Source organism: Erwinia sp. 198, assembly GCF_003937915.1.
Classification (GTDB): domain Bacteria; phylum Pseudomonadota; class Gammaproteobacteria; order Enterobacterales; family Enterobacteriaceae; genus Erwinia; species Erwinia aeris.
In genome coordinates, this window is sequence record NZ_RHUM01000016.1 from 1 (window position 1) to 26,196 (window position 26,196).

23 protein-coding genes and 1 pseudogene are annotated in these 26,196 nt (G+C 57.0%); 7 read left to right on the plus strand and 17 right to left on the minus strand.

Translation table 11 applies throughout. From position 1 onward, the window contains the following. Positions 1 to 373: 373 nt before the first annotated feature. The 4 genes from hemG to pepQ are packed head-to-tail and all read right to left on the minus strand — an operon-like array spanning position 374 to position 4,346. Positions 374 to 910: a menaquinone-dependent protoporphyrinogen IX dehydrogenase gene (gene hemG / locus EGK14_RS19035; RefSeq protein ID WP_125290672.1), complete on the minus strand. Its 537-nt coding sequence runs from the start codon at positions 908 to 910 to the stop codon at positions 374 to 376. 15 nt (positions 911 to 925) lie between these two features. Beyond that, entirely contained in the window at positions 926 to 2,377 is a 1,452-nt protein-coding gene (gene trkH / locus EGK14_RS19040; RefSeq protein WP_125290673.1) for a Trk system potassium transporter TrkH, read from the minus strand. A gap of 26 nt (positions 2,378 to 2,403) precedes the next feature. Then, complete coding sequence (locus EGK14_RS19045) at positions 2,404 to 3,015, minus strand: IMPACT family protein (RefSeq protein ID WP_125290674.1); 612 nt, start codon at positions 3,013 to 3,015, stop codon at positions 2,404 to 2,406. Beyond that, positions 3,015 to 4,346 carry a Xaa-Pro dipeptidase gene (gene pepQ, locus EGK14_RS19050; RefSeq protein ID WP_125290751.1) on the minus strand — a complete coding sequence of 444 codons (1,332 nt, stop codon included), beginning with the start codon at positions 4,344 to 4,346 and terminating at the stop codon, positions 3,015 to 3,017. Before pepQ ends, EGK14_RS19045 begins: the two co-directional genes overlap by 1 nt. A gap of 179 nt (positions 4,347 to 4,525) precedes the next feature. Here pepQ and fadB point away from each other — a divergent pair, with 179 nt between their 5' ends. After that, positions 4,526 to 6,709 carry a fatty acid oxidation complex subunit alpha FadB gene (gene fadB, locus EGK14_RS19055; protein WP_125290675.1) on the plus strand — a complete coding sequence of 728 codons (2,184 nt, stop codon included), beginning with the start codon at positions 4,526 to 4,528 and terminating at the stop codon, positions 6,707 to 6,709. 10 nt (positions 6,710 to 6,719) lie between these two features. Continuing rightward, positions 6,720 to 7,883 (plus strand): acetyl-CoA C-acyltransferase FadA, encoded by a 1,164-nt coding sequence (fadA, locus tag EGK14_RS19060; RefSeq protein WP_125290676.1) that lies wholly within the window; start codon positions 6,720 to 6,722, stop codon positions 7,881 to 7,883. A gap of 45 nt (positions 7,884 to 7,928) precedes the next feature. Here fadA and fre read toward each other — a convergent pair whose 3' ends face one another. Beyond that, a complete protein-coding gene (gene fre / locus EGK14_RS19065) occupies positions 7,929 to 8,630 on the minus strand; it encodes an NAD(P)H-flavin reductase (RefSeq protein ID WP_125290677.1) in 702 nt (233 codons plus the stop codon). A 21-nt stretch (positions 8,631 to 8,651) separates the two neighbouring features. Then, positions 8,652 to 10,154: a 4-hydroxy-3-polyprenylbenzoate decarboxylase gene (gene ubiD / locus EGK14_RS19070; RefSeq protein WP_125290678.1), complete on the minus strand. Its 1,503-nt coding sequence runs from the start codon at positions 10,152 to 10,154 to the stop codon at positions 8,652 to 8,654. A gap of 290 nt (positions 10,155 to 10,444) precedes the next feature. Between ubiD and rfaH the strand changes: the two genes are divergently transcribed. Beyond that, the gene (gene rfaH, locus EGK14_RS19075) at positions 10,445 to 10,933 is read left to right on the plus strand and encodes a transcription/translation regulatory transformer protein RfaH (RefSeq protein ID WP_125290679.1); all 489 of its coding nucleotides are present in this window, start codon (positions 10,445 to 10,447) and stop codon (positions 10,931 to 10,933) included. A gap of 2 nt (positions 10,934 to 10,935) precedes the next feature. On the opposite strand, the gene tatD is transcribed toward rfaH, so the two are convergent. From tatD to udp, 9 genes and pseudogenes are all read right to left on the minus strand, one after another. Next, on the minus strand, positions 10,936 to 11,724 hold the full coding sequence (gene tatD / locus EGK14_RS19080; protein WP_125290680.1) for a 3'-5' ssDNA/RNA exonuclease TatD: 789 nt from the start codon (positions 11,722 to 11,724) through the stop codon (positions 10,936 to 10,938). Between the two features lie 65 nt (positions 11,725 to 11,789). After that, a complete protein-coding gene (gene tatC / locus EGK14_RS19085) occupies positions 11,790 to 12,539 on the minus strand; it encodes a Sec-independent protein translocase subunit TatC (RefSeq protein ID WP_125290681.1) in 750 nt (249 codons plus the stop codon). 311 nt (positions 12,540 to 12,850) lie between these two features. Then, a pseudogene (gene tatB, locus EGK14_RS21645) lies at positions 12,851 to 13,363 on the minus strand (Sec-independent protein translocase protein TatB); the annotation flags it as partial. A gap of 3 nt (positions 13,364 to 13,366) precedes the next feature. Continuing rightward, on the minus strand, positions 13,367 to 13,612 hold the full coding sequence (gene tatA / locus EGK14_RS19095) for a Sec-independent protein translocase subunit TatA (RefSeq protein WP_125290683.1): 246 nt from the start codon (positions 13,610 to 13,612) through the stop codon (positions 13,367 to 13,369). Positions 13,613 to 13,711: 99 nt separating this feature from the next. Continuing rightward, positions 13,712 to 15,349, minus strand: coding sequence for a ubiquinone biosynthesis regulatory protein kinase UbiB (gene ubiB, locus EGK14_RS19100; RefSeq protein ID WP_125290684.1), 1,638 nt, complete (start codon positions 15,347 to 15,349; stop codon positions 13,712 to 13,714). Next, positions 15,346 to 15,951 carry an SCP2 domain-containing protein gene (locus tag EGK14_RS19105; RefSeq protein WP_125290685.1) on the minus strand — a complete coding sequence of 202 codons (606 nt, stop codon included), beginning with the start codon at positions 15,949 to 15,951 and terminating at the stop codon, positions 15,346 to 15,348. The genes ubiB and EGK14_RS19105 overlap by 4 nt, the downstream gene beginning before the upstream one ends. A 12-nt stretch (positions 15,952 to 15,963) precedes the next feature. Beyond that, positions 15,964 to 16,719, minus strand: a complete 756-nt coding sequence (gene ubiE / locus EGK14_RS19110; protein ID WP_125290686.1) for a bifunctional demethylmenaquinone methyltransferase/2-methoxy-6-polyprenyl-1,4-benzoquinol methylase UbiE — start codon at positions 16,717 to 16,719, stop codon at positions 15,964 to 15,966. Positions 16,720 to 16,793: 74 nt separating this feature from the next. Further along, positions 16,794 to 18,326 (minus strand): DNA recombination protein RmuC, encoded by a 1,533-nt coding sequence (gene rmuC / locus EGK14_RS19115; protein ID WP_125290687.1) that lies wholly within the window; start codon positions 18,324 to 18,326, stop codon positions 16,794 to 16,796. Between the two features lie 205 nt (positions 18,327 to 18,531). Beyond that, positions 18,532 to 19,293, minus strand: coding sequence for a uridine phosphorylase (udp, locus tag EGK14_RS19120; protein WP_125290688.1), 762 nt, complete (start codon positions 19,291 to 19,293; stop codon positions 18,532 to 18,534). Positions 19,294 to 19,561: 268 nt separating this feature from the next. Here udp and EGK14_RS19125 point away from each other — a divergent pair, with 268 nt between their 5' ends. Then, the gene (locus EGK14_RS19125; RefSeq protein ID WP_125290689.1) at positions 19,562 to 20,389 is read left to right on the plus strand and encodes a dienelactone hydrolase family protein; all 828 of its coding nucleotides are present in this window, start codon (positions 19,562 to 19,564) and stop codon (positions 20,387 to 20,389) included. A gap of 382 nt (positions 20,390 to 20,771) precedes the next feature. On the opposite strand, the gene metE is transcribed toward EGK14_RS19125, so the two are convergent. Continuing rightward, entirely contained in the window at positions 20,772 to 23,042 is a 2,271-nt protein-coding gene (gene metE / locus EGK14_RS19130) for a 5-methyltetrahydropteroyltriglutamate--homocysteine S-methyltransferase (protein WP_125290690.1), read from the minus strand. A 135-nt stretch (positions 23,043 to 23,177) separates the two neighbouring features. Between metE and metR the strand changes: the two genes are divergently transcribed. The 3 genes from metR to EGK14_RS19145 all read left to right on the plus strand — a co-directional run bounded on the left by metR (position 23,178) and on the right by EGK14_RS19145 (position 25,167). Then, complete coding sequence (gene metR, locus EGK14_RS19135) at positions 23,178 to 24,119, plus strand: HTH-type transcriptional regulator MetR (RefSeq protein ID WP_125290691.1); 942 nt, start codon at positions 23,178 to 23,180, stop codon at positions 24,117 to 24,119. 158 nt (positions 24,120 to 24,277) lie between these two features. Continuing rightward, complete coding sequence (locus EGK14_RS19140; RefSeq protein WP_125290692.1) at positions 24,278 to 24,757, plus strand: DUF1456 family protein; 480 nt, start codon at positions 24,278 to 24,280, stop codon at positions 24,755 to 24,757. A gap of 155 nt (positions 24,758 to 24,912) precedes the next feature. Further along, positions 24,913 to 25,167: a hypothetical protein gene (locus EGK14_RS19145; RefSeq protein ID WP_125290693.1), complete on the plus strand. Its 255-nt coding sequence runs from the start codon at positions 24,913 to 24,915 to the stop codon at positions 25,165 to 25,167. Positions 25,168 to 25,212: 45 nt separating this feature from the next. On the opposite strand, the gene EGK14_RS19150 is transcribed toward EGK14_RS19145, so the two are convergent. Next, a complete protein-coding gene (locus tag EGK14_RS19150; RefSeq protein WP_125290694.1) occupies positions 25,213 to 26,064 on the minus strand; it encodes a carboxylate/amino acid/amine transporter in 852 nt (283 codons plus the stop codon). Positions 26,065 to 26,196 lie beyond the last annotated feature (132 nt).

The window sequence follows — 26,196 nt, forward strand, 5'->3', positions numbered from 1 at the left end:
CAAGTGTAAAACGTCATAATGAATTTCATTATGTGTTCACTCTTAAGACTTGATATTTTTTGCGTCCGGAGACGCTGATATCAATCCTGCGAGTGCCCACACAGATTGTCTGATAAATTGTTAAAGAGCGTTGCGGTAAGCGCCTTGGCGACTTACTGCGAGGTGGCGTATCTTACGCTTTCCTCCCTCAGAGTCAACCTCTTTTTCAGAAGTTTTTCTCCGGCGGTTCAGTTTCCTGAACCTCCTGAGCCGCTGGCCCGTAAGCCGTTGTGCCGTCTCAGTGGTTGCGCATTATAGGGAGTTCTCGACGGCTGACAAGCGTTTATTACAAATAAATGAACGACAGCCGTATTTTTCAACAAAGCGTCCGTTTTTACTCCACATTGCCTGATAAAGCGGCAAATTCATGGGCAAAACGCGTTACCTGCTCCCAGTCGGTATACTCCACTTCTTTACTGGCATCCGTTTCGCCGCCGGTCATGCGCATAATCAGCTGGATCATAAAGCGGTCGAAGAAACCGTAACGCGGATAGCGCAGCGCGCCCGCAAATACGGCGCAGCAATCTGGCTGCCACGGCGAGTTCAGCAGGAACTTACGCGTGTAGGCGTTCGTCTGCGGCGTACGCTTCTCCGGCTTGCGCGCAGTCAGGTTAACCGAGAAGAATCCCGAAGGCCTTTTGCCGAGTTCGCTCAGGTGCTGCTTAACAAACTTGTCGACCTTAGGGTGGAAGTGGCCATAGCGAATAGAAGCGCCGATCAGCACTCTGTCGTAGCAGGCCCATTCAATGTTATCCGCCTGAAGGATATTGATCGTATCGCATTCCTGATGCGCTTTGAGCTGGTTAGCTATATAAGCCGCGATTTCACGAGTTTGCCCGTCGCGGCTGGAATAAAGGATAAGTGCTTTCATAAGATCCAACTTTTATTATTCGCGCCAGAAGGTTGGCGTAAACAGAACCAACAGCGTGAAGACTTCAAGACGACCAAACAGCATTGTCAGAATCAAAATCCATTTCGCCGTATCATTCATAGTAGTGAAGTTATCCGCTACTACCCCTAAGCCCGGCCCCAGATTGTTCAGCGTTGCGGCGACGGCGGCAAAGGCTGAAAAATCATCCACGCCCGTGGCGATAATGGCCAGCATGCTCAGCAGGAACACCAGTGCGTAGGCAGAAAAGAATCCCCATACCGCTTCCAGTATTCTTTCCGGCAGCGCTCGCTGTCCCAGCTTAATAGTGTAAACGGCATTAGGATGCACCAGCCGCTTCAGTTCGCGAGATCCCTGTTTGAACAGCAGCAGGATGCGGATTACCTTCAGGCCGCCGCCGGTCGATCCCGCACAGCCGCCGATAAAAGCGGAACAAAGTAACAGCACCGGTAAGAAGAGCGGCCAACGGGCGATACTGTCCGTGGTGAAACCTGCCGTCGTCGCCATGGAAACGACCTGGAAAAAAGCCTGGTTCAGCGTCTGCAGCCCGCTTTGATAGACATTGTGCGCCCAAAGCACCAGCGTACAGATAATGACCAGCGTAAACTGCACGCCGATAAACATGCGGAATTCCGGGTCGCGCCAGTAAACACGCAAATTACGTCCGCTGAGCAGCGTAAAATGCAGACCGTAGTTACAGCCAGAAATCAGCAGGAATATGGCAATAATGCTGTTAATGGTCGGGCTGTGAAAATAGCCGATACTGGCGTCATGCGTGGAAAAGCCGCCGATAGCTATAGTAGAAAAGCTGTGGCCGATGGCGTCAAACAGTGGCATCCCGGCCAGCCAGAGGGCCAGCGCGCAAATGACGGTTAACAACACGTAGATCAGCCAGAGCGTTTTCGCCGTTTCGGCAATTCGGGGCCGCATCTTGTTATCTTTCAGCGGGCCTGGCATCTCCGCGCGGTAAAGCTGCATCCCGCCGACGCCCAGAATAGGCAGGATAGCCACCGCCAGCACGATGATCCCCATCCCGCCCAGCCATTGCAGCATTTGCCGGTAGAACAGGATGGCTTTGGGTAGCGAATCCAGCCCCACCAGCGTCGTGGCACCCGTGGTGGTGAGGCCGGAGAAAGATTCAAAGAACGCGTCGGTCAGCGACAGGTTGGGATGTTCGGCAAAGATAAAGGGCATCGCCCCGACGCTGCCCAGCACCGTCCAGAACAGCACGACGATCAAAAAACCTTCTCGCGGCTTCAGCTCGCTTTTCTGCTTGCGGTTCGGCCACCACAGCAGCGAGCCGATCAGTAACGCCATAAAGAAGGTTTGAGTAAAGGCTCGTCCGGCGCCGTCACGGTAGATTAGCGCCACCAGGCCCGGCACGATCATGGTGCCCGAAAACAAAATGACCAGTAAACCCACGATGCGGGTGATGGCACGAAAATGCATGTAGCCTTTCCTTTCCTGACAAGGTGTTAGTCGGTCGGGGCCAGATGGAGCGCCCCTCTGCTGAAATCGGTGAGGTTGCGCGTGAAGCCTGCGACCTGCGCATGGGGCAGCGCCAGCGTCAGCGAGACGCGCTGTAAAAACTCGCTGTGCAGCAGCTGACCGTTAAAACGGGCGACCATCCTTTCTATTTCCGCCAGCTGCGCGTAGTCGCAAACCAGCGTAAAGGTCAGCATGGGCACCTTCCGCGCACGAGGCAGCAATTTCAATGCCTGCTGCACGCCGCCGCCGTAAGCCTTAACCAGCCCGCCGGTGCCCAACTGTATACCGCCGTAATAGCGCACCACTACTGCCGTTATCTCGCCAACGCCGCTGCCCATCAGCTGGGCCAGCATCGGTTTGCCCGCCGTGCCGGAAGGCTCGCCGTCATCCGAGAAACCCAGCTGCTGCGAATCGTCAGGCGCACCCGCTACCCAGGCCCAGCAGTGATGTCGGGCGGCAGGATGCTCGCTTTTCACCTGCTGTACAAAAGCGCGCGCCGCCTCCACGCCTTCGGTATGCGCCAGCAGCGTGATAAAGCGGCTTTTTTTTATTTCCTCGCTAAAGCTGAAGGTTTCAGCGGGGATCTCCCAGGCGTCCATTAATCCAGCTTCAGATCCCGGGTCATGTTTTCCACGCCCTGCTCATGGATCACCACGTTATCTTCGATGCGGATACCGCCGTAAGGCTTCAGCGCCTCAATGCGCGCCCAGTCGAAGTGCTGGCTGAACCTGCCTTCGCGCCACGGCGCGAGTAGCGACTCGATAAAGTAGATGCCGGGTTCAATCGTCAGCACCATGCGCGGTTCAAGGATGCGCGTACAGCGTAAAAAAGGATACTGCTGCGGCGCGGCCAGATGGGTGCCGCTGTCATCCTGCATAAAGCCAGCGACGTCATGCACCTGTAGCCCAAGCGGATGACCCACGCCGTGCGGCATAAACGGCCCGGTAAGATTTTCCGCCACCATCGCTTCTTCGCTCAGCCCTTTGACCAGCTGGTGTTTCAGCAGCAGTTTTGCCAGCCGCTGATGCATCTGCTGATGGTAGTCGGTATAGCGCACGCCCGCCTTCAGCGTGGCAATCAGCGCCAGCTCTTCTTCATTCATATCCTGAATAAGCGTCGCATAGTCGCTGGCGGGATCGTAAGCGTAGCTGCGCGTCAGATCCGCTGCATAACCGTTATATTCCGTGCCTGCATCCAGTAGAAAGCTGCGCGGCTGTTCCGGCGGCAATTGATCAAGCTTAGTGTAGTGCAGCACGGCGGCATGTTCGTTCAGCGCGACGATATTGCCGTAAGGCACGTCGATATCGCGATGGCCGGTAGCGCTGAGGTAAGCAATATTGATATCGAACTCGCTCATGCCGGAAAGGAAGGCTTCCTTCGCTGCGCGATGACCGATCACCGCCGTCTTTTGCGCTTCGCGCAGGCAGTAAAGTTCGTAATCGGTTTTATAAGAGCGATGATAATGCAGGAAGTCGATCACCCCTTTTGGGTTGATCGCGGCGGCGTTGATGCCAAGCTGAGCGGCACGCTGCGGCACCGGGCCGATATAGGCAACGTTTTCACGGTTTGTCGGCAACAGCTGGCCGATTTCATCCGCTTTTTTCAGCGCCGTAATCTCCATGCCGTCCGTCCAGAAGCTTTGCGGCAGCGGCTCGACGTTGTGCCAGTAATCCACCGGCGAATAAAACCAGAGCTTCGGCTTGTTGACGCCGTCGACCCACAGCCAGCAGTTGGGCACGGTGGTCACCGGCAGCCAGGCTTTAAACTGCGGGTTTACTTTGAAAGGGTAGTCGTGGTCATCCAGAAAAACCGTCAGCAGTTCGCCGGAATGGATCAGCATGGCATCCAGCTTAAAGCGGGCCAGCACCTGCTGCGCGCGCGCCTGTAGCGTCTTCAGATGCTCATGATAAAGGGCGCTCAACGAGTCCATCACTTTACCTCCGTTAATCACGTAATCAGGCGCATCTTAGCACGGCGAGATCGTTTTGCCGCGCCTGTGATCTTGTTTGCAAATAAGCAAACTCTCGTTTGCAAATAATTAACATCAACTCCACACTCTCGATCATCTGGTATGACCAGATCCCTTTAGCGCGGCAGCAGGAGAGAAGAATGCTTTACCAAGGCGACACCCTGACCCTGAACTGGCTGGAAAATGGTATTGCTGAACTGGTTTTTGATGCGCCCGGTTCAGTTAACAAACTGGATACGCAAACCGTCGCCAGCCTGGGCGAGGCGATAGCCGTGCTGGAGCGGCAGCCGGATCTGCAGGCGGTTCTGCTCAGTTCGCGCAAACCGGCGTTTATCGTCGGCGCGGATATTACCGAATTTTTATCGCTGTTCGCCGCCCCGGAGGAACAGCTGACGCAGTGGCTGCATTACGCCAACGCTATCTTTAATCGGCTTGAGGATCTGCCGGTGCCGACCTTGTCGGTCGTACAGGGCTATGCGCTGGGCGGCGGCTGTGAATGTATCCTGGCAACGGACTTCCGTATCGCCACGCCGGACGCGCGTATTGGCCTGCCGGAAACGAAGCTGGGGATCATGCCTGGTTTTGGCGGCTCGGTGCGCCTGCCGCGTCTGCTGGGCGCCGACAGCGCGCTGGAAATTATCGCCGCCGGAAAAGATGTCGATGCGCAAAAAGCGCTGGCGCTGGGCCTGGTGGATGCCGTTGTGGCGGCTGATAAGCTGCGCGATGCGGGCATCGCCATCCTGCGCGAGGCCATTAGCGGCAAACAGCCGTGGCGCGAACGTCGCGAGCCGAAGCTGCAACCGCTGAAGCTCAGTAAAATTGAGGCGATGATGAGCTTCACCACCGCCAAAGGCGTGGTGCTGCAAACCGCGGGCAAGCACTACCCTGCTCCGCTGACGGCGGTAAAAACGATTGAGGCCGCTGCTGCGCTGGGCCGTGATGAAGCTTTGCTGCTGGAAACGCAGGCTTTTGTCCCGCTGGCCCGTTCCGACGAGGCGCGTGCGCTGGTCGGCCTGTTCCTTAACGATCGCGCGCTGAAGGCGAAAGCGAAAAAGCTGGCGCAGAATAGCGCGCTACCGAAGCAGGCTGCCGTATTGGGCGCGGGCATTATGGGCGGCGGCATCGCTTATCAGGCGGCCAGCAAAGGCGTACCGGTATTAATGAAGGATATCAATCCGGCCTCGCTGGAACTCGGAATGAAAGAGGCGGCCGGACTGCTGAACAAGCAGCTGACGCGAGGGAAAATTGACGCGATGCAGCTGGCGGGCATCATCGGCGCTATCCATCCAACCCTGAGCTATGAAGGATTTGAACGTGCCGATATGGTCGTCGAGGCCGTGGTGGAAAACCCGCGCGTTAAAGCGGCGGTGCTGGCAGAGACGGAACAGCATCTTCGTCAGGATGCCGTTCTGGCTTCCAATACCTCGACCATTCCCATCAGTCAACTCGCTGGTGCGCTACAGCGCCCGGAAAACTTCTGCGGAATGCACTTTTTTAATCCGGTGCACCGTATGCCGCTGGTTGAAGTGATCCGGGGGGAAAAAACCTCGGACGCCACGCTGGCGAAAGTGGTGGCCTGGGCCGACCAAATGGGCAAGACGCCCATCGTGGTGAACGACTGTCCCGGTTTTTTCGTCAACCGCGTGCTGTTCCCCTATTTTGCCGGCTTCAGCCTGCTGCTGCGCGACGGTGCGGATTATCGTCAGATAGATAAAGTCATGGAAAAACATTTCGGCTGGCCGATGGGGCCTGCCTGGCTGCTGGACGTAGTCGGTATTGATACCGCGCATCACGCGCAGAGCGTGATGGCTGACGGTTTCCCGAACCGTATGAAAAAGGATTACCGTGACGCCATCGACGTGCTGTTCGAGGCGAAACGGTTCGGACAAAAAAATCAGGCCGGGTTTTATCGCTGGGAGAAGGACAGCAAAGGCAAACAGAAGAAAATTGTCGATCCCGAAGTCGATAAACTGCTGCAAAGCGTCAGCCAGCCGCAGCGCGTTTTCAGCGATGAAGAAATTGTGGCCCGAATGATGATCCCGATGGTTAACGAAGTGGTGCTCTGCCTGGAAGAAAACATTATCGCCACGCCGGCCGAAGCGGATATGGCGCTGGTTTACGGGCTGGGCTTCCCGCCGTTTCGCGGCGGCGTTTTCCGCTATCTGGATACGCAGGGCAGCGCCCGCTTTGCCAGCCAGGCGGCCTTCTTTGCCGCGCTCGGCCCGCTTTATCAGCTGCCGGCCAGCCTGCAGGAAAAAGCGCAGCATAAAACGCAGTGGTATCCGCAGGTTCAACCGGCCGATGACGTCCTGAAAACGGCGTAAGGAAAGAGAAATGGAAAAAGTCGTAATTGTTGATGCCATCCGCACGCCGATGGGCCGCTCCAAAGGCGGCGCTTTTCGTTATGTCCGGGCGGAAGATCTCTCGGCGCATCTGATGCGCTCGCTGCTGAGTCGCAACCCGGCGCTGGCGGCGGCAAGCCTGGATGATATTTACTGGGGCTGCGTGCAGCAAACGCTGGAGCAGGGTTTTAATATCGCCCGTAATGCCGCCCTGCTGGCGGAGATCCCGCATCGGGTGCCCGCTACCACCGTCAACCGCCTTTGCGGCTCCTCAATGCAGGCGATGCATGATGCCGCGCGCGCTATTATGGTTGGCGATGCCGGCGCCTGCCTGGTGGGCGGCGTGGAGCATATGGGCCATGTGCCGATGAGCCACGGCGTCGATTTTCATCCGGGCCTGGGCAAAACCGTGGCGAAAGCCGCCGGGATGATGGGCCTGACGGCGGAAATGCTGGCGCGTATGCACCAGATTGGCCGGGAAATGCAGGATGAATTCGCCGCCCGCTCACATCAGCGCGCCTGGGCCGCCACGCAGGCGGGCCACTTTGCTGCGGAGATCGTCACGACCAGCGGTCATGACGGCGACGGCGTGCTTAAGCGCTATGATTTTGATGAAGTGATCCGTCCCGATACCACCGCAGCGGGTCTGGCCGCGTTGAAGCCCGCCTTCGATCCGGTTAACGGTACGGTAACGGCGGGCAGCTCTTCAGCGCTTTCCGACGGCGCGGCCGCCATGCTGCTGATGAGCGAATCGCGTGCTCGCGAGCTGGGCCTGAAAGCGCGGGCGCGGATCCGCTCGATGGCGGTTGTCGGCTGCGATCCGTCGATTATGGGCTTTGGCCCGGTGCCCGCCTCCCGACTGGCGCTGAAGAAAGCAGGACTGAACGCCAGCGATATCGATCTGTTTGAGATGAACGAAGCTTTCGCCGCGCAGGTGCTGCCGTGTATTAAGGAGCTGGGATTGATGGAGGAGCTGGATAACAAAATCAACCTGAACGGCGGCGCTATCGCGCTGGGTCATCCGCTGGGCTGTTCCGGCGCGCGGATCGCCACGACGTTGTTGAACCTGATGGAACGACGCGACGCACAGTTTGGTCTGGCGACTATGTGCATCGGTTTGGGACAGGGCATCGCTACCGTACTGGAAAGGGTTTGATGCAGCCGCCCGTGACGGGCGGCTTTTTTACGCTATCTTGCCGGCTCAGATAAAGGCGAAGGCGTCGCCAAACATCTGTTCAGCTTTCGCCTCGCGCTCGGCGCAGAAGCGTTCGCGCGCGATTTTCGCCATTTCAAAACGGCCCGCGATATAGATCTCGTACTCGGCCAGGCTGCGGTGGTCGTTCATGACCGCCGTCAGCACGGTGCCGCTACGCCCTTTCCAGCCCGGCTCAGGCTGTTCCACCACCGGGATCACCTTCAGGTTCGGGTGCTTCACCGCCAGCGCTTCCAGTTCGTCCATATCATAGAGGTGCTTGAGTTCACGGCCGCCCCAGTAAATTTCGATATGGCGCTCCGGCCGCTGTGCCAGCGCGGTCAGCAGGATAGAACGAGCGTAGGAAAAGCCCGTACCGCCCGCAATCAGGATCAGCGGACGGTCGCTCTCTTCACGCAGCCACGCATCGCCGTGCGGAATATCCACGGTAATGCTGCGCTGCTCCTGGATCCGTTCCATCACTGCCATCGCGTAGAGATTGAGTTCCGAAGCGCCAATATGCAGCTCAATAATCTCTTTTTCCATCGGCGTGGAAGCCAGCGAGAACGGGCGTTTGTCGCGCTCGTCCATCACTACCATCAGATACTGACCGGCCCGAAAGCTGAAATCGGCTTCCGGCACCATACGGACTCGGTAAACGGTATCGGTTATCGCCTCTACCGAGATCACTTTACAGCTTAACGTTGTCATGCGTTCCCTCTGTCGGGTCGATTATTTGCCGGGCGCGTTTTTGCGCGTGGGCGACTCACTGAAGATGCCTAACTCGTCCCATATGGCATCAATGCGCGCGATGACGGCGGGATCTTTGCGAATAGGGCGGCCCCATTCGCGCTGGGTTTCTCCGGGCCACTTGTTGGTGGCGTCCAGGCCCATTTTAGAGCCTAACCCGGAAACCGGCGAAGCGAAATCCAGATAGTCGATAGGCGTGTTCTCTACCAGCACCGTATCCCTGGCCGGATCCATCCGGGTCGTAATGGCCCAGATAACGTCGTTCCAGTCGCGCGCGTTCACATCGTCGTCACATACGATAACAAACTTAGTGTACATAAACTGGCGCAAAAATGACCAAACGCCCATCATTACCCGTTTGGCATGGCCTGCGTACTGCTTTTTCATGGTCACTACCGCCAGACGATAGGAACAGCCTTCCGGCGGCAGATAAAAATCGACGATCTCCGGGAACTGCTTTTGCAGGATCGGCACGAAGACTTCGTTCAGCGCCACGCCAAGCACGGCAGGCTCATCCGGCGGACGCCCGGTATAGGTGGAATGATAGATGGCGTCGCGGCGCTGCGTAATGTGCGTTACGGTAAACACCGGGAAGTTATCGACTTCATTATAGTAGCCGGTATGGTCACCGTACGGCCCTTCCGGTGCCACTTCGCCCGCCTCGATATAGCCTTCCAGCACGATTTCCGCGCTGGCGGGCACTTCCAGATCGTTGGAGACGCACTTCACGACTTCGGTTTTGGTGCCGCGCAGCAGTCCCGCAAAAGCATATTCAGAAAGCGTATCGGGAACCGGCGTGACCGCGCCCAAAATGGTGGCGGGATCGGCGCCCAGCGCGACGGAGACCGGGAAGCGCTCGCCGGGATGCTGCTGCGTCCATTCCTGGAAATCCAGCGCGCCGCCGCGATGCGACAGCCAGCGCATAATTAGTTTGTTCTTACCAATAACCTGCTGGCGGTAGATGCCGAGGTTCTGCCGCTCTTTGTGCGGGCCGCGCGTAACCGTCAGGCCCCAGGTGATCAGCGGCGCGGCATCTTCCGGCCAGCACTTCATCACCGGAATGCGGCTCAGATCGACTTCATCACCCTGCCAGATTTGCTGCTGGCACGGCGCGTCGCGCAGGCGCTTCGTCGGCATATTCAGCACCTGCTTCCACTGCGGCATTTTGTCGAAAAAGTCGCGAAAACCGCGCGGCGGTTCCGGCTCTTTCAAAAAGGCGAGCAGGCGGCCCACTTCACGCAGCGCCTTCACGTCTTCCTGGCCCATACCCAGCGCAACGCGATCCGGCGTACCGAAAAGGTTGCACAGCACCGGCATATCATAGCCTTTGGGGTTTTCAAACAGCAGCGCCGGCCCGCCGGCTCGCAGGGTGCGATCGGCAATTTCGGTCATTTCAAGATCGGGATCGATCTCTTGCTTAATGCGTTTTAATTCCCCGCGCTGCTCCAGCAGGGAAAGGAAGTCGCGTAGGTCGTGGTATTTCATGACTTCTCATCAATACGGTCAGTGAATCGGCCATTATAGGGAGGATTAAGCTCTCGTGCTTAGTTTTTCGCGGCAGGTGGTCGGCGCGCTCACGCTGCGCCGGCCAAAAATTTTTTCTTCCGGCATGCCGACTCACCAACCGATCCGCTGATAACTGCAGTTAATAAGCTTTATGCTTAACGCTATCCGTTCATTCATCGCGATTTCAGGCGCCTTCTGGCCTGCATGTTGCTATAACTATCACGCTATTTTTGTTATTCTTAGCGACCCTGTAATTGCAAAGTGACGTTATGGAATCCTGGTATTTACTTTATTGCAAACGTGGCCAGCTTACCCGCGCGAAAGAACATCTTGAGCGCCAGGCGGTGCATTGTCTCAGCCCCATAATTGCCTTAGAGAAACTGGTGCGCGGCAAGCGTACTCAGGTAAATGAGCCGCTGTTCCCGAACTACCTTTTTATTGAGTTCGATCCGGAAGCGATTCATACCACGACCATCAGCGCCACGCGCGGCGTCAGCCATTTCGTTCGCTTCGGCAATCTGCCCGCGACCGTGCCGCAGGACGTGATTGAAGCGCTGCAAACGCAGGCGACGGTGACGCTGCCTGCGCCGACGCTACCGCAGCCCGGCGACAGAGTATTGATTACCGCTGGCGCTTTCGAAGGCCTGAAAGCAATTTTTACCGAACCGGACGGCGAGGCGCGTTCTATGCTGCTGCTTAACCTGCTGAATAAGCAGATCTTCCGCAGCCTGGACAATCGGCAGTTCCAGAAACTCTGAGGCTACTGCGCGTTCAGGCGGAAAAGCGCTCGCGCATTGCTGTCGCACTGCTGCCCCAGCATAGCCGCCTCTTCGCCGCGCAACAGCGCAACCTGCTCCACGATATGCGGCAGAAAGCACGGCTCGTTACGTCGCGATGCGGGGCGGGGACGCATGTCACGCGGCAGCAAATAAGGCGCATCCGTTTCCAGCAGCAGCCTGTCAGCAGGAATAAGCGGCATCAGCTCGCGCAGTTCAAGTCCGCGACGTTCATCGCACACCCAGCCCGTAATGCCGATATAAAGCCCGGCGGCCAGACAGGCTTCCAGCTCGGATTTGCTGCCGGTAAAACAGTGTATAACCGCGCCGGGCAGCTTTGGCAGCCAGGGCGTCAGGGTAGAAAGAAAGCGATCGTGCGCTTCGCGACAGTGCAGAAAAACGGGCAGCTGCAGATCGGCCGCCAGCTCAAGCTGAGCATTGAAGGCGTAAGCCTGCTGTTCCGGCCCGCAGATGTTGCGGTTGAAATCCAGCCCGCACTCGCCAATCGCTGCCACCTCCGGGCTTTCCGCCAGCCTTCTTAAGGTGGCGGCCGTTTCCGCTGACCATTCGCTGGCGTGATGCGGATGAACGCCTGCCGTAGCCCAACAGTAGCCGGGACGACGTTTCGCCAGGCTCTGCGCCTGCTGGCTCTCCAGCGCATTGGTGCCGGTAATCAGAATGCCGGTGACGCCCGCGTCAACGGCGCGTTTTACAACCTTGTCACGATCTTTGGCGAACTGCGTGCTGGTCAGATTGACCCCAATATCAAACATAGCGTGTTCCAAACAGTAACCGCCCTTACGGGCGGTTATTTTTTAATGTGGGCAGGCCTTCGCGGCTACTCCGTCTCCTGGTCGCTCTCTTCCCGACGTAATCCGGTATAGAAACGTGAGAAGAACACGCCGACCTCAAACAGGCAGTACATCGGAATGGCCAGCAGCGTCTGGGAAAGCACATCCGGCGGCGTCAACAGCATACCTACGATAAAAGCGCCGACCAGAACATAAGGCCGCTTGGCCTTCAGTTCCTCCGGCGTGGTCACGCCGGTCCAGCACAGCAGCACGATAGCAATCGGCACTTCAAAAGAGACGCCGAACGCCATAAACAACGCCATCACGAAATCGAGATAGTTATTGATATCGGTAGCTATCTGCACACCGTGCGGCGCGGTTTTAGCAAAAAAACCAAAGGCCAACGGGAAGACAACAAAGTAGGCGAAAGCCATCCCTATATAGAATAGGAATGAACTGGAAATCAGCAGCGGCACCACCAGCCTGCGTTCGTGGCGGTAAAGCGCGGGCGCGATAAAGGCCCAGATTTGGTAAAGGATCACCGGTACCGCAAGGAAGACGGAAACGATCATGGTCAGCTTGACCGGCGCGAAAAAAGGCGAAGCCACGTCGGTCGCGATCATGCTGGCACCGGCCGGCATCTGTTCGATTAGCGGCGCGGAAACCATCTGATAAATATCGTTGGAAAAGTACGCCAGGCAAAGGAAAATCGCCACCACGGCGATAATGCAGTTCAGCAGGCGCTTACGCAGCTCAATCAGATGGCTGATAAGCGGTTGGGTATCTTCAACAGCCATGTTTAGCGTTCATCCGGTTGGGTGGTGGAAACAGGCGCACGGCTGGAAAGCGTCGGCGCTTCGTCTTTAACGACCTTTGGCTTTTCAGGCGCGGCGGCTGGCGCAGTATTCGACACGGCATCCGCTTTTCCGGCGGCGGTTTCATAAGGCGCGCTGGCAGCGGCTGGCGCTTCAGCGGCCCTGGCCGTCGCGGATTTTGCTACAGCCGCATCGCTTGCGGCAGGGGAAACAGATTCAGCGACCTCAGCTATACCGCTTGCAGCAGACGAAGCTGGCTCAGCGACGCGAACCGTAGCGGAGTGCGCTGCTGCCCTGTCGCTCGCCGCAGGCGAAACATGCACCACTGGCGCATGTTGTTCCTGCTGCGCAGCAGGCTGTGCCGCTGCACTGGTTGCTGCCTCTGGCGCCTGCGCTGGCGCGCTGGCCTGATGATCGGCTGCGGCAGGCGTCACGCCTTCATGAGAATCCTCGGCGTTTTTCACCAGCGGATTGTGGATCGTGTTAGCTTCGTCGTCCGCTTTTTCGTTCTCGCCCAGATAGGTACGCTTCATGGATTCCGCCGACTGCTTCAGCTCTTCCATTGAGGCTTTCAGCTCCGGCGACAGGCTGTTCTTACTGGCCTCTTCCACTTTTTTCAGGCTATCCTGCAGCTCCTGAAGTTTCAGCTCCTGCGCCAGTTCGTTTTGCACATTAGCCGCCAGCGAGCGTAACGCACGGATCCAGCCGACCACGGTTTTTACCGCGACCGGCAAACGCTGCGGACCCAGCACTACCAGCCCGATAATAAACACCAGAATCAGTTCACTAAAACCTATGTCGAACACGGCTTACACCTTGTCGTTCTTAACGTCTTCTTTCTTCGCTTCTGCGTGCTGTTTGTCGGCCAGAGTGGCTTTAAAATCAGCATCGTCGGCATGTGTTTTTGGCTTTTCGTCATCGTCGCTCATGGCTTTTTTAAAGCCTTTGATCGATGAACCGAGATCGGAACCCAGCCCGCGCAATTTTTTCGTGCCGAAGAGCAGCACAACGATTACGGCAATAATTAACAATTGCCAGATACTAATACCGCCCATAATTTTGCCTCAGATGTCAGTTAATGCAGGTTTCGCAGTATATAAGCCGGGCTGACCACGCGCAAAGCGCTGCCAGCCCCTCTTTACCTTTCATGACAGTCAGTCGGTTTTACGCCAGCCGACCAGCCAGCTTACCAGACCACCGGCGACCATAACCGCCGACAGCAAATCCCACTGCGGCCTGGTCAGCAGAATAGCCGTGCCGCTCAGCAGCAGCGTGGCGCCGATACCGAACAAATAGCGTGACTGATGATGCCGCACCCGGTCGTTGCGCAGATCGTAGGAAAGCTTATCGACGCTGTGCTGCAGATGCTTGTGCCGCTTCAGGCTTTCGTAAACCAGCTCCGGCAGCTCCGGCAGTTTTTCCGCCCAGAACGGCGCTTTTTCTTTCAGCGCGCGCACGATAGCCGGAATGCCGATCTGATCTTTGATCCAGTCTTCCAGAAACGGCTTGGCGGTTTTCCACAGGTCGAGCTGCGGGTAAAGCTGTCGTCCGACGCCTTCCACATACAGCAGCGTTTTCTGTAACAGCACCAGCTGAGGCTGCACTTCCATATTGAAGCGGCGCGCCGTATTAAAGAGGTTCAGCAGCACGTGACCAAAAGAGATTTCCGCCAGCGGCTTTTCAAAAATCGGTTCGCAAACGGTACGAATAGCGAACTCGAAATCCTCTACGTTGGTATCCGCCGGCACCCAGCCGGAATCAACGTGCAGCTCGGCAACCTTGCGGTAATCCCGGTTGAAGAAGGCGATAAAGTTCTCCGCCAGATAGCGCTTATCCTCTTTATTCAGCGAGCCGACGATACCGCAGTCGATACCGATATATTGCGGGTCTTCAGGATGCTCATAGCTGACAAAAATATTGCCCGGATGCATATCGGCGTGGAAAAAGCTGTCGCGGAACACCTGGGTAAAGAAAACCTGCACGCCGCGCTCGGCCAGCAGCTTCATGTTGACGCCGCGCTGTTCAAGCTGCACCACATCGGAGATTGGGATGCCGTAAATGCGCTCCATTACCAGCATGGTTTCGCTACAGTAGTCGGAATAGATTTCCGGTACGTAAAGCATGTTGCTGCCTTCGAAATTACGGCGCAGCTGAATGGCGTTCGCCGCTTCGCGCAGCAGGTTGAGTTCGTCTATCAGCGTTTTTTCGTAATCCGCCACGACCTCCTGCGGACGCAGGCGGCGCCCGTCCGGCAGCAGGCGAGGCACCCAGGCCGCCATGCGGTTGATCAGCTTCATATCGGCTTTGATCACCGGCAGGATATCCGGACGAATAACCTTGATGACCACTTCTCTGCCGTTTTCCTTCAGCGTGGCGGTGTGCACCTGCGCGATGGAAGCGGAAGCGAGCGGCGTGATCACAAAGTCATCAAACAGGGTTTCCACCTTGCAGCCAAGCGACAGCTCAATCTGCTTTTTCGCCTGTACACCATCGAAAGGCGCAACCTTGTCCTGCAGCATCGCCAGCTGATCGGCGATATGCGGCGGAAAAAGATCGCGGCGCGTGGACATCATCTGACCAAATTTGATCCACACCGGGCCAAGCTGCTCCATGGCTAACCTGATACGCTCGCCAAGCTGACGCTCTTTGTGCAAATTAGGCATCCAGAACAGCGTCCGGCGCCACAGGCGCAGCGGCAATGCCAGCCGGGTTTTTGGGATCAGCTCATCCAGTCCGTAGCTCAAAAAGATACGGATGATAAAATAGAGACGACGTATTTCTCCGAGGGTCATTTGCCCTCCAGTTGTTTAAGGCGAGTTTCCAGCGCAGCCAGCTCGCGAGCGGCGGCGTCGACTTCTTCAGCAAACCAGGCCAGCTCCAGGCCGCCCGGTGCCAGGCGCCACTCTTCCGTCAGCGCCTGTCCAAGGTAGCTTTGTTTACGGTCAAGATTGCCGCGCACCAGCTGTAGCCCACGACGGGCGGCCTGGCTGATGCCCTGAGCGGCAATATCGCCAATCCAGGGCGCGAGATATTCGGCAGGGTCTAGCTCGGCCAGATCGATCAGCGCAGAGAACTGCTGGACGACCTGTAGATCGCCCTCAACCTCCAGCTCGCCGCTGCGGATCAGGCTGGTTAACTGCTGACGGTCGCGCAGCTTACGCAGCGTTGCCAGACGGGTTTTCACCTTGCAGTCTGGCGTGTCGCACCAGTCGCCCAGCACATCGACCTGTTGGTCGCTGAAAATAAAGATCAGCGGCTGCTTCAGCTCGGCCAGCTCAATGGCCAGGCTGCGGCCGTTAAGACGCTGACGCGCGGCTTTCAGGCCGCGATCGCGATAAAGGATCTGATTGAGCGCCGTTTCCAGCCCTGCGGTTAACAGCGGCGTTAAGGTCATTCGCTATCCTGTTCAGAACTTGAATCCGCGGTGCAGCGCAACGATGCCACCGGTAAGATTGTGATAGGTAGTATTCTCGAAGCCGACATCATCCATCATCTGCTTTAACGTATCCTGATCCGGATGCATTCGGATAGATTCGGCCAGATAGCGGTAGCTTTCGGAATCTTTCGCCACCAGCTCGCCGATACGCGGCAAAACATGGAATGAGTAGGCGTCATACGCCTTGCTTAGCGGCTCCAGCAGCGGTTTGGAAAACTCCAGCACCAGCAGGCGTCCGCCCGGCTTCAGCACGCGGAACATCGAGGCCAGCGCCTTCTCTTTTTCGGTGACGTTACGCAGGCCGAAAGCGATAGTGATGCAGTCGAAATGGTTGTCCGGGAACGGCAGCGCTTCGGCGTTAGCCTGCACGTAGTTCACGTTGCCGATAATCCCGTTATTACGCAGTTTCTCACGGCCCACTTTCAGCATGGAGCTGTTGATATCCGCCAGCACCACCTCACCCGTTTCACCCACCAGGCGAGAAAATTTAGCGGTCAGATCGCCGGTGCCGCCGGCCAGATCCAGGACGCGCTGTCCGCGACGTACGCCGCTGCAATCGATAGTAAAACGTTTCCAGACACGGTGGATGCCGAACGACATCAGATCGTTCATCAGGTCATATTTGGCCGCAACGGAATGGAAAACATCAGCCACCATTTCAGCTTTGTCGCTTTTCGCTACCGTGCGAAAGCCGAAGTGCGTGGTATCCTTTGATTCATCTGCCATTTGTTTTGCCTGCTCTGCAATCAGTTATCTGCCAAGTGTATCAGAGTCCCGCAGGCCAGGCACAGCCTTGCGGGTTATTCATTAACGCGGGCCGCGCCTGGCCCGGTTTGCGTCGCCAGATACGCGATATCTTCCTCATCTTCGTTCTCTTCCTCGTCAGCCTCATCCGGCATCGCCTGCGCTACCAGGCGGGGATTAATAGGTCGCTTGATGGCTACGCCCAGCTGCCGAAAACTTTCCGTCTGCGCGATCAGGTTGCCCCGCCCTTCCGCCAGCTTCTTCATGGCCTGACGATAGCTTTCGCTGGCCTTATCGAGGTTCTGCCCCATTGCCGACATGTCGTCGACAAACAGGCGCATTTTGTCATAGAGCTTAGCCGCTCTGTCGGCGATACGCTGGGCATGACGGCTTTGGTGCTCGTAGCGCCACAGGTTATTGATGGTGCGCAGCGCCACCAGCAGCGTGGTGGGGCTGACCAGCATGATGTTTTGACCCAGCGCCTCGTTGATCAGTTCCGGCTGACGGTCAATAGCGACCAGAAAAGCGGGTTCGACCGGAATAAACATCAGTACGTAGTCCAGCGATCGCAGGCCGGGCAGCTGCTGATAATCTTTGCGGCTCAGCAGGCGGATATGGCTGCGAATGGCCGCGACGTGCTCGCCGATGGCGATTTCGCGCGTGGCTTCGTCTTCGCCGTTGAAATAGCGTTCGTAAGCAACCAGCGTCATCTTCGCGTCGATCACCACGTCTTTGCCCTGCGGCAGACGGACAATCACATCTGGCTGCATACGGGCGTTATGCTCCAGCTGAATATTGACCTGGGTTTCATATTCGTGCCCTTCCCGCAGGCCAGAGGCTTCCAGCACGCGGCTGAGCACGACTTCTCCCCAGTTTCCCTGCATTTTATTGTCGCCCTTCAGGGCTTTGGTCAGGTTGATCGCTTCCTGCGCCATTTGGGCATTGAGCTGTTGCAGATTGCGGATTTCATGCGAAAGCGTATGGCGCTCGCGCGCCTCCTGACCGAAGCCTTCCTGAACCTGACGACGAAATCCTTCCAGCTGTTCGCGCAGCGGCGAGAGCAGCCCGTCCAGGCTCTGGCGATTCTGCTCATCGACGCGGCGGTTGCTGTGTTCAAAAATACGGTTGGCAAGGTGTTCAAACTGCGCGTTCAGCCGCTGCTCGCTGTTGACCAACAGGCGCTGCTTCTCCTCCGCCGCCATTTTGCTCTCTTCAAGCCTGATGGTGACCTCGCGCAGTTCCGCCTCCTGGGCGCTGTTGATCTCCAGCTGGGTACGCAGTTCACGCGCCAGCTGTTCGGCCTCGCCGCGCCAGTGGTCAAGCTGGGTTAGCTTCTCCTGGGTAGCGGCGAGCGTGCCATGCAGCTGACGCAGCTCCAGCTCCTGCTGTTTTTGCGCCTGCTGCTGCTGGCTCTGTTGCTGCGTCAGGCGATCGCGCTCCTGCTTCAGCTGCTCGCTGGCCTGTTGCAGCAGCCTGCGCTCCGTTTCCTGGTGCGCCGCGCGCTGCTGGCTGTGATACCAGGCGATAAGCCAGCCGACCAGCGCGCCCGCCAGGCCTGAGCCAATGCCGTAACCGATTATTGCATCCACGCGCCTTCTCCCGTCCAGGCTTCTCTGGCAGAAAAGGTAAGGGCAGGCCGTGGCAATGTCGAGTTAAAAAGCGCGATGTAACGGGATCGAAGGGGTTTTCATCAGAATGTCAGAGACGGCTCGAAAAATTTGCCGCGATTGGCGTGACGGCGAAGCCATTAAGGGAGGCTGGCTCCCTTAATGGCGGACGAAGCTGGTACAACCACTAAAGCAGGCGGCGCGCCGCCTCAACCACGATACGCACCGCATCGCTTTCGGTTTTCTTCATGGTTTCCGCATCGGGAATTTCCTGCTGGGTGCGGTTCACGATCACGCCCGCCACCATGCCGGCACGCAGACCCTGACTGGCGCACATGGTCAGCAGCGTGGCGGATTCCATTTCGTAGTTCAGCACGCCCATTTGCTGCCACTCTTTCATGGAGTTCTGGAAACGGCTTACCACGCGGCCAGAAAAGGTGTCGTAACGCTCCTGTCCCGGATAAAAAGTGTCGGAGGACGCGGTGACGCCGATATGCGTGGTTGCGCCAAGCACTTTCGCCGCTTCGACCAGCGCGGTGGTGCAGGTGAAATCGGCCACGGCCGGGAATTCCAGCGGCGCAAAATGCAGACTCGCGCCGTCCAGACGCACCGAGCCGGTGGTTACCAGCACGTCGCCCACGCTGATGTCAGGCTGAATCGCGCCAGTTGTACCTACGCGCAGAAAAGTACGGATGCCCAGCTGCGCCAGCTCTTCTACCGCGATGGAGGTGGAAGGGCCACCGATGCCGGTTGAACAGACGATAACGGCCTTGCCGTCAATGTCGGCACGCCAGGTGGTGAATTCGCGGTGCGACGCCAGATGAACCGGATTATCCATCAGCGCGGCAATCTTTTTAACGCGCTCGGGGTCGCCTGGCACAATGGCAAGGGTGGCGCCCTGAAGATCGGCTTTGGTTAAACCCAGGTGAAAAACGTCTGACTGTGCCATGACAAGATCCTGTAATTAAAAGGCGATGAAGCGCTTACAGTAGCGCAAAGCTGTGGGGATTTATGTGAGTAAATTCACTCTGAGCAATGAAAGTTACATTTGGAGTCTATTGAATCGTGACAGCAATCACACAAAAGAGCCTTCCCGCACGAATCGCGCTGTCGGAAAACGATAACGCCGTCAAAGATGACAGGCTGACCTTTACCCGATCGAAACGTAATCCTGGCTATAGTTAGCTGATTGCGCTACTGCATGTATGGAGAGGACAATGAAAAGCGACGATAATCCGACTCAAACATTGAGCAATAAGGGATTCGCTCCTGCGGTTTCACCTGCCGCATCGACCACCATCATTACCGACAGTGCCGATATCGTTTCCGGCGAAACGTCAATTCCGACGCAGGGCGAGAATATGCCTGCTTTCCACGCCAGACCGCGCCAGACCGATGGTTCGCTGCCGGTGGTGCTGGTCGTGCAGGAAATTTTTGGCGTGCATGAGCATATTCGTGATATCTGCCGTCGCCTGGCGACCGAAGGCTATCTGGCCGTGGCGCCCGAACTCTATTTTCGCCAGGGCGATCCCGCCGGGTACGATGATATTCCTACGCTGTTTAAAGAGCTGGTCAGCAAGGTGCCGGATAGCCAGGTGCTGGCCGATCTGGATCACGTAGCCAACTGGGCATCGCGCCACGGCGGCGATATGCGCAATATGGCCATTACCGGCTTTTGCTGGGGCGGCCGGATAACCTGGCTCTACGCCGCACACAATCCTCAGCTGAAAGCGGGCGTTGCCTGGTATGGCAAGCTGACAGGCGATAAAACTTTACAGCAGCAGAAGCACCCGGTTGATGTTGCTGTTGACCTGAACGCGCCGGTATTGGGGCTGTACGGCGCGCTGGACGAGGGCATTCCGTTAGAAAGCGTGGAAACCATGCGCCAGGCGCTGCGGGCGGCGAACGCCAAATCGGAAATCGTGGTTTATCCCGAGGCCGGGCACGCGTTTAACGCCGATTATCGTCCCAGCTATCATGAAGAGTCTGCCAAAGACGGCTGGCAGCGAATGCTGGCCTGGTTCAGACAGCACGGCGTCAGCTAACGCTCAGGCCCGCCTCAATCGGCGGACTGAGGTTGCTGACAAACTCAAACTTAGGCCGCTTGCAGATTGATGAAAAGCGGCAGAGGCAGATCGGAACACGGACACGCCGTAGATACGTCCATGTAGGCTCGTTTCGCGCGTCCATGCGCGAAAACGGTCCGCTTATCCGCTCAGCCTCTGCCACCGTGAAACAGCTGGGTTGCTGTAAGAAACACCAGGATGCATCCGCTATTTAGATTTGTCAGCAGTCTGAGCCCGCCTCAATCGGCGGGCTTTATTTATGCCGTTCTCGCTGCGGGCACCACGCCAACTTCAGCGCCCGTACATTCCAAACGCCGCTAAATGCCATCAATAAACGAGAGGCTCACGGGCAACATCGCCATCAGACAGCGGCTTTGCGAAGATTGCGTGCCGCCTCCACCATATTAGCCAGCGCCTGACGGGTTTCCGGCCAGCCGCGCGTTTTCAGGCCGCAGTCCGGGTTCACCCACAGACGCTCCACCGGAATACGCTTTGCCGCTTTCAGCAGCAGCGCCTCTATCCATGCCACGCTCGGCACGTTCGGCGAATGAATATCGTAAACGCCCGGGCCGATTTCGTTCGGATAATCAAATTCCTCGAACGATTGCAGCAGTTCCATATCGGAACGTGAGGTTTCGATAGTGATCACATCCGCATCCAGCGCGGCAATGGCGTCCATGATGTCGTTGAATTCGCAATAGCACATATGGGTGTGAATTTGGGTCGTGTCCTGCGCTACGGCGGCGTTCAGGCGGAACGCGCCCACGGCCCATTCCAGATAGGCAGCCCACTCTGACCGCCGCAGCGGCAGGCCTTCACGCAGCGCCGGCTCATCAATCTGGATAATGCCGATACCGGCTTTTTCGAGATCGGCCACTTCGTCCCGCAGCGCCAGCGCGATCTGCTTAGCGATGGTTTCACGCGACACGTCTTCACGAGGGAAAGACCAGCAAAGGATGGTTACCGGGCCGGTCAACATGCCTTTTACCGGCTTGTCGGTCAGCGACTGCGCATATTTTGCCCACTCGACGGTGATCGCTTCCGGCCGGCTGACGTCGCCGATAATCACCGGCGGCTTCACGCAGCGGGAACCGTAGCTCTGTACCCAGCCGTTTTGCGTAAAGGCAAAGCCTTCCAGATTTTCGCCAAAGTATTCCACCATGTCGTTGCGCTCGGCCTCGCCGTGAACCAGCACGTCGAGCCCCAGCCGCTCCTGCTCCACAATCGCCTGCCTGATATGTTCAGCGATGCCGGTGCGGTAGCTTTTCCCGTCCAGGCGCCCCTGTCTGAAATCCAGGCGCAGGCCACGAATTTCAGTGGTCTGCGGAAAAGAGCCGATAGTGGTGGTTGGCCAGGCCGGCAGCTGAAAGCGCTGACGCTGGACTTCGGCACGCGCCTTATAGCTGCTGTTACGCTCACTGTCTTTAGCGATGATAGCGGCCAGCCTTTTGCTGACGGCCTCGTTATGCACGCGCGCAGAGTCGCGGCGGGCACGGATTGGCGCACTCCAGGCTTCCAGCGACCTTGCGTCGTTGTGGTTTAACGCATGGCTCAACAGCGCCAGCTCCTGGCATTTCTGTAGCGCAAAGGCGAACCAGCTTTTTACTTCTCCATCCAGACGGGTTTCGGTACTTAAATCGATGGGGCTGTGCAGCAGCGAGCAGGAAGAGCCGATCCATAGCCGCTGACGCTTGCCGACCAGCGGCTGTAAACGCTCAAACCAGCTGCTGAGATCGGCGCGCCAAACGTTGCGGCCGTTGATCACGCCGACGGAAAGCAGCCAGTCGGCCGGCACTTTAGCGTTCAGTGCGGCGATATCGTCTTTACCCTGTACCAGATCGACATGCAGACCCTGAACCGGCAGCTTAACGATAGCGTCCAGATTGGTGCCGACGCTGTCAAAGTAGGTGGTCAGCAGCAGTTTGGTTTGCCCTTGCAGCGCCTCATAAGCCGGTTTAAAGGCGTTGAGCCATGCCTGCGGCAGCTCCAGCACCAGCGCAGGCTCGTCGATCTGAACCCATTCGATATCACGCCTCGCCAGCTCGCTCAGCACCTGGTGATAAACGGGCAGAATTTCGTTTAACAGGCTCAGACGGTCGAACGGCTCGCCTTTAACTTTACCCAGCCATAAATAGGTCACCGGGCCAAGCAGCACGGGCTTCACTTTATGACCCAACGCCAGCGCTTCGTCCACTTCGTCCAGGATCTGCGTCCAGCTGAGCTTAAACTGCTGCCCCCGGGTAAATTCAGGCACCATATAGTGATAATTAGTGTTAAACCATTTGGTCATTTCAGCCGCCGCCGCAGGCTCGCCGGTTGGCGCACGGCCACGGCCCAGACGGAACAACGTATCCAGATCGACAGAGCCATCTTTATTTTGATGACGGGCAGGCACGTTGCCCAGCAGCAGGCTGGTAGTCAGCACATGATCGTACCAGGCGAAATCACCGACCGGCACATAGTCTACTCCAGCCTGTTTCTGCTGTTCCCAATGGCGGGCGCGCAGCTCGCGACCTACCGCCAGCAGCGCTTCCTGCGAGCTGTTGCCTGCCCAGTAGCTTTCCTGTGCTTTTTTCAGTTCGCGACGCAGGCCTACGCGGGGGAAGCCGAGCGTATGGTTCAGAATAGTCATCAATGCATTCCTCAGTTACCGCCCGCTGTCGTGGCAATCGGGCTTTTAGACGTCCAGATGTTTACACATCTATAATCCGCAGGTACTGTATTCCCCACAAGCGCAAATTGTTCATTGTCGATGTGAAGGACTCTCATGATCGAACTCAAACACCTGCGGACGCTGCAAGCGCTGCGCAACAGCGGTTCGCTGGCCGCCGCCGCCGCTCAGCTTCATCAAACGCAGTCGGCCCTGTCCCATCAGTTCAGCGATCTGGAGCAGCGCCTGGGCTTCCGCCTGTTTGTGCGTAAAAGCCAGCCGCTGCGCTTTACGCCGCAGGGCGAAATTTTGCTGCAGCTTGCCGAGCAGGTGCTGCCGCAGATCCAGCACGCTTTACAGGCCTGCCACGAACCGCATCAGGCCACGCTGCGTATCGCTATCGAGTGCCACAGCTGTATCCAATGGCTGACGCCAGCGTTGAGCAACTTCCGTCAGAGCTGGCCGCAGGTGGTGATGGATTTTAAATCCGGGGTGACTTTCGATCCCCAGCCTGCGCTCCAGCAGGGGGAGCTGGATGTGGTGCTCACCTCCGATATTTTGCCGCGCAGCGGGCTGTTCTATTCGCCGATGTTTGATTTTGAAGTTCGCCTGGTGCTGGCGCCGGACCATCCGCTGGCGCAGGTTGATCGTATTTCACCGGAGGATTTGGCCAGCGAAGTGCTGATGATTTATCCGGTGCAGCGGCAGCGCCTGGATATCTGGCGGCATTTTTTGCAGCCCGCAGGCGTCAGCCCGGCGTTAAAAAGCGTGGATAATACGCTGCTGCTGATCCAGATGGTGTCTGCGGGCATGGGCATCGCCGCTCTGCCGCATTGGGTTGTGGAAAGCTTTGAGCATCAGGGACTGGTGGTGACCAAAACGCTCGGCCAGGGTTTATGGAGCCGATTATATGCCGCCGTGCGCGACGGCGAGCAGCGTCAGGCAGTAGTTGAAGCTTTTATCCGCTCCGCCCGTCAGCACGCCTGCGAGCATCTGCCGCTGGTCAGGGACGCTTCCGCGCCGGGCACGCCGCTGCCGACCTCTTTGCATCATTCCTGAACGGCCAGCGTGGGCGATTGCTTTTGCGCGATGGCCCTTTTAGCACAGCCGCACCCTTATAAGGCGCTGGCCGCCCGCCTTTTTGCTGACGGTATTCCTTTATCCATCGCCATTTGTCTCTATAATGCGGCCAACGATCCTGAACCAATGAGATTTTTATGACCAATAATGACGTTTTGCGCAGCGTGCGCTACATGCTGAGCCTGAGCGATGCTCAGATGGTTGGCATTCTGGCGCTGGCGGAAAGTGAAGTCAGCGAAGCGGAAATGCAAGGCTTCCTGAAAAAAGAAGACGAAGCGGGCTTTCGCGCCTGTCCTGACGTGGTAATGGGCTATTTCCTGAACGGGCTGATTTTCCAGCGCCGTGGCAAAAGCGAAGATGCGCCTGAGCCCTCTGTCGAACGCAAAATGACAAATAATATTATTATTAAAAAACTGCGCATCGCTTTCGATTTAAAAACTACGGATATTATTGACGTGCTTAAGCTGGCGGACTTCGCCGTAGGTCAGTCTGAAATTGGCGCTATTTTCCGAAAGCCGGGGCATAAAAATTACCGTGAATGCGGCGATCAGATTTTAAGGAATTTCCTGAAAGGAATGACGATGAAATTACGCCCTGCCCCTGTTAAAAAAGCTTAAATATTAGTGCAGCCTTCGGGCTGCCTGCCATTTTAAATACCTGAAAATGGATATATTATATTTCCCTTCCATCTTGACAGCTTAAATAAGGCCTCATAACATCCGCCAGGTATTTACGCATCGTAAATACGGCAAACCATGAAAAAGGATATATCATGAGAGAGCTTAATAGCACTGAAGTCGCCGTCGTCAGCGGCGCAGGTAAAATTCAGGACACCACCACAAATATGTTCGGCACGCTTTTTTCTAATATCTATAAGCTGCTCCCGCTGTCAGAACTGGGCTATACCGCCGATCAGGTAAGGACTGCGGGGGAAGATATGGGTAGCCGTATCGGCAAAACCATCGAAACAAATCTTAATCTGCTAAGGGACAAAATCATAGCGGCGCTTGATTCGTTAACAAGCTAAGCCATGTCGCTAAGCAGGGCCTGGCACGCCCTGCTTAGCGTGGTTTTATTTTTTGATCACCCAGTGTCGGTGTACCCATAGCGAGGCGAAAATTACCGCTGCGCCAACGATAAAGCTCGGCCAGTGCGGCTGCTGCTGCCAGATTGCAAGATTAACCAGTAACCCGGCTGGCACGTGCATATTATTCATAATGCCCAACGTGCCGGCATCAACCTGCGTCGCGCCGTAGTTCCACATAAAATAACCCAGTCCCGAAGCCGCCACGCCCAGCCAGATCAGGATGCTCCACTGTAGCGTGGTTGTCGGCAGCTTTTGCGGATTGCCCCACAGGCACCAGGCGATGACCGCGACGAGCGCTGCGCCCATATAAAACCAGGAAAAGGCGGCGTGCTGCGGCATCGGACGCGTTTCCTGCAGACGCTTGTAGCCCACCATGCCCACGGCAAAGCAAAGGTTGGCAAGCTGCACCAGCAGCAGGCCAAACCAAAAGTGGTCACTGACTTTGTCGTAGCGAATAATCGCCGCGCCCGCCACCGCCAGCAGCGCGCTCAGCGCATAGCCGGGCCGCACGCCTCTTCCGCTCATCAGGTCATAAATCAGGGTGATATAGAGCGGCGTCATCACCGTAAACAGCAGCAGCTCGGAAACGCTGAGGTAGAGATAAGCCTCAAAGCTAAACAGATACATAATGCCCAGCTGCAGCGCGCCTACGCCCATATAGAGCAGCAGCGTTGACGGCCGATAGCCGCGCCAGCGCAGAAACGGCAGGAAAACCACGGCGGCCAGCAGCAGGCGGATCAGCACGGAAAAGACGCTGTCGACCTGACCTGCCAGATATTCGCCGATCAGGCTGAACGAAAAGGCCCACAGGATAGTGGTGATTATCAGTAAAATCACGATAAAAACTCGCTGGTGAAAAGTAGGCACAGTGTAGCGAAATCATCCTGACCAGGGGGAAATATCTGATTGACATCTGATTGTAAAATGTACGCACTAGTTTTTACCCGGCCATTTTAGTGAGCCTGCTCA